This window comes from Streptomyces sp. OfavH-34-F (assembly GCF_022347745.1).
Classification (GTDB): Bacteria; Actinomycetota; Actinomycetes; order Streptomycetales; family Streptomycetaceae; genus Streptomyces.
Window position 1 is genome coordinate 1 of the sequence record NZ_JAKRGC010000506.1, and the last position, 2,882, is coordinate 2,882.

Annotated in this window: 3 protein-coding genes; all 3 read right to left on the reverse strand. The window is 77.3% G+C overall.

All coding sequences use genetic code 11. From position 1 onward, the window contains the following. The coding region (alr, locus tag MHW47_RS34075; protein WP_239227713.1) for an alanine racemase at positions 1-1,163 on the reverse strand (1,163 nt) is incomplete at its 3' end. Between the two features lie 73 nt (positions 1,164-1,236). Next, complete coding sequence (locus MHW47_RS34080) at positions 1,237-1,623, reverse strand: DUF488 domain-containing protein (protein WP_239227714.1); 387 nt, start codon at positions 1,621-1,623, stop codon at positions 1,237-1,239. Between the two features lie 42 nt (positions 1,624-1,665). Further along, positions 1,666-2,882, reverse strand: a 1,217-nt coding sequence (locus MHW47_RS34085; RefSeq protein WP_239227715.1) for an NAD(P)H-hydrate dehydratase, incomplete at its 5' end; no start/stop codon positions are given.

The window sequence follows — 2,882 nt, forward strand, 5'->3', positions numbered from 1 at the left end:
CCGGCGGCCGGGGTGCCGTCCGGCGTCGCGCCGAGGTGGACGCGCGGCACCCGGGCGCCGATCCGGGTGACGATCTCGTACGCGATGGTGTCGGCGGCCTGGGCCCAGTCCTCGGCGCTCGGCTCGCCCCGGTCGCCGGGGCCGAACAGCACCGCCTCGTCGCCGGGCGCCGGCTCGTCGCCGTCCAGGTCCACGACGAACTGGTCCATGGCGACCCGGCCCGCGACCGTCCGCCGCACCCCGCCGACCAGGACCGGGCCCCGGCCCGAGGCGTGGCGCGGGATGCCGTCGGCGTAGCCCAGCGGGATCAGGCCGAGCGTGGTGCCGCGCGGCGTCGTGTAGTGGTGGCCGTAGCTGATGCCGTGTCCGGCCGGAACGTGCTTGACGAGGGCGACGGACGCGGCGAGCGTCATCACGGGCCGCAGGCCGAGGTCGGCGGAGGTGCCCAGCTCGGGGCTGGGCGAGATGCCGTACATGGCGATCCCGGTGCGCACCAGGTCGAAGTGGGACTCGGGGAGCGTGAGGGTGGCCGGGGAGTTGGCGAGGTGCCGCACCTCGGGCTCGACGCCGGCCTTCTCGGCGTACGCCACCATCTCGCGGAAGGTGTTCAGCTGGAGGGCGATCGAGGGGTGGCCCGGCTCGTCGGCGCACGCGAAGTGGGACCACAGGCCGGTGACGCGGACGGTACCGGCGCGTTCGGCGGCACGGGCGGCGGCGACGAGTTCCGGCCAGTCGGCGGGCTGGCAGCCGGCCCGGCCGAGACCGGTGTCGGCCTTGAGGTGGATGCGGGCGGGGCGGCCGGCCGCGACGGCGGCGGCGGTGACCTCGCGCAGCGCCCACAGACCGCTCACCGACACGTCCACGTCGGCCTCGATCGCCTCGCGCCAGGGCCCGCCGGGCGTCCAGAGCCAGCACAGCATCCGCCCGCCGAGCCCGGCCGCGCGCAGGGCGAGGGCCTCCTGCGGGGTCGCGGTGCCGAGCCAGGTGGCGCCCGCCTCCTGGGCGGCGCGGGCGCAGGGGACGGCGCCGTGGCCGTAGGCGTCGGCCTTGACCACGGCCATGAGGTGCGCCCCGGCCGTCCGGGCACGCAGTTCGCGCACGTTGGCGCGGAGTGCGGCGAGGTCGATTTCGGCACGGGCTCGCGAGGGCGCTGTCTCGTTCATATCGCGCCCAGTCTCTCACCGCCGTGCCACCGGGCGGCCGTGGCGGGGCGGGCGGGCCGGGCGCCGGGCCGGGTCAGCGGTGGTGCAGCTCGTGGTCCAGGTGCTCCACCAGCACCGGTACGTGGCTGTGTTCGATGTCCTTGACCGCCGTGACGAGGGTCACGGGGCCGCCCTCGCGGTACAGGCCGGCCAGCTCGTCCACGGCCGCCGACTGCGCGGGTCCGGCCAGTTCGGCGCGGTAGCGCTCGACGAAGTCGTCGTAGCGGTTGCCGGAGCGGTCCTCGTGGTACCAGGACCGCAGTTCGGCGGTGGGGGTGAGGTCCTTGAGCCAGCGGTCGATCGCGGCGTGTTCCTTGGACACCCCGCGCGGCCAGAGCCGGTCGATCAGGACCCGGGTGCCGTCGTCGTCCTCCACCTCGTCGTAGACCCGGTGGACGCGGATCTCGCCGCTGCTGCTCACGGTCGGTCACCTCTCGTGCGCGGTTGCTCGTTCCAGGATCGCTCAGGCCAGGACGTCCCGCCATGCCGCGGGGATCGCGTCGGCGACGTCCAGCGCGGCGACCGGGGAGCCGTCCGCCGCGCGGCGGGCCGCGAGCCCGTGCAGGTGGGCGGCGGCGGAGGCGGCGTCGAGCGGGGCGAGTCCTGCGGCGAGCAGGGAGCCGGCCAGCCCGGAGAGCACGTCGCCGCTGCCCGCGGTGGCGAGCCAGGGGGTGCCGGTCGGGTTGACCCGGACCGGGGTGTGCGGGGCGGCGGAGGCGATCAGGGTGGTGGAGCCCTTGAGCAGCACGGTGGCGCCGAAGCGGGCGGCGAGTTCCCGGACGGCGGCGAGCCGCCCGGCCTCCACCTCCTCGCGGGCCGTGCCGAGCAGCGCGGCGGCCTCCCCGGCGTGCGGGGTGAGGACGGTGGGCGCGGTCCGGCCCCGGACGACGGCCGGGTCCAGCAGCCGCAGCCCGTCCGCGTCGACCAGTACCGGCACGTCGGTGGCCAGCACGTCGGAGACGGCGTCCACCGCTTCGGTGCCGTCGCCGAGTCCGGGTCCGACGACCCATGCCTGTACCCGGCCGGCCTCGGAGGGGCGGCCGGGATGGACCAGCGTCTCCGGGTGCCGGGCGATGACCGCGTCGGCGCCGGGGCCCGCGTAGCGGACGGCGCCCGCGCCGCCGCGCAGTGCCCCGGACACGGCGAGGACGGCGGCGCCCGGGTAGCGCGCCGATCCGGCGGCGATGCCGACGACGCCGCGCCGGTACTTGTCGCTCTCGGCGGCGGGCACCGGCAGCAGGGCGGCGAGGTCGGCGTACTGGAGGGCCTCCAGGTCGGGCACCTCGGGGAGTTCGGGGCCGAGCCCGATGTCGACGAGGCTGAGCGCGCCGGCCCGTTCGGCGGCCGGGTCCACGAGCAGCGCCGGCTTGTAGGCGCCGAAGGTGACGGTGGCGTCGGCGCGCACCGCGTCGCCGGTGACCTCGCCGGTGTCGGCCTCGACCCCGCTGGGCAGGTCCACCGCGAGGACGGGCGCGCCGTGCGCGGTGTACCGGCGGACGAGGGCGGCGGCGCCGGGGCGCAGTCCGCCGCGTCCGCCGATGCCGGTGATGGCGTCCACGACGAGGTCGATGCGGCCGGCCCAGTCCTCGTGGACGGTGCTGTCCTCGCCGTCGACGAGGTGGCCGCCGGCCGCGCGCAGGGCCGCGCCGCCGCCCTCGTGGGCGCGGCCGGGGACGACCC